Annotated in this window: 1 pseudogene; it reads right to left on the reverse strand. The window is 47.4% G+C overall.

Going from position 1 to position 664, the window contains the following annotated elements:
• A pseudogene (locus ACFIO5_RS12175) lies at positions 1-537 on the reverse strand (bifunctional DNA primase/helicase); the annotation flags it as partial.
• Positions 538-664: the final 127 nt, after the last annotated feature.

The following is a 664-nucleotide window of genomic DNA, read 5'->3' on the forward strand; positions in this document are numbered from 1 at the left end:
TGCTGCTGTTGGTTTTGCTTTTGCTCCCGCTTGTGCCAATCGTTCTTTTACCAAAGCAAGGGTGCCATCAGGTTTATAAAAGGGAAAAATGATTTTTTCGCCTTCTTCTCCTATGCGGTAACGCTTTAAAATCTCAAGGGGAATGCCGCGTTCTTTGTTTAAGTAGATCTTGACCAAATTTTGGGGTGTGCCCCCTGTGGGAACTGGTGGACGCCGATAGGAACGATGCGGTGCTATAAAGGGTTTGGGACGGGTTAGATTGAGGAGGGTACGTGCTTCCTCTAACGCTTGAGAGAGGTTAATCCCTTTGACTGCACACCAAAGGTCTAAAAGATCACCGCCGCTGCCTTCTGCAAAGTCATACCAGAGACCGGCTTTACTGCCGCTCAAGCAGACCGATAAACTTTGGCCCGCTTCTCCTCTTGTGTTGCCGACAACCCCATCATTGCCACGTTTCCGCCCTTGGGGAAGCAACATTTCTGCTATTGCGCCTGCTTGAGAGTTAAGTTTTTGTTTGATTTCAACAATGGTGCTCATGTTCATTCCTATGGTCATTGATGAGAGTTCGGTAGAGGGCATCGCTGTCGCTAGAATGCCGTGTGAGAGATGCGTGAGAAGAAAACATGGCAAGTCTTTCTTGATGGTCTTTTATTCGTTCAATCTT

It is taken from the genome of Bartonella sp. AA86SXKL (assembly GCF_042196885.1).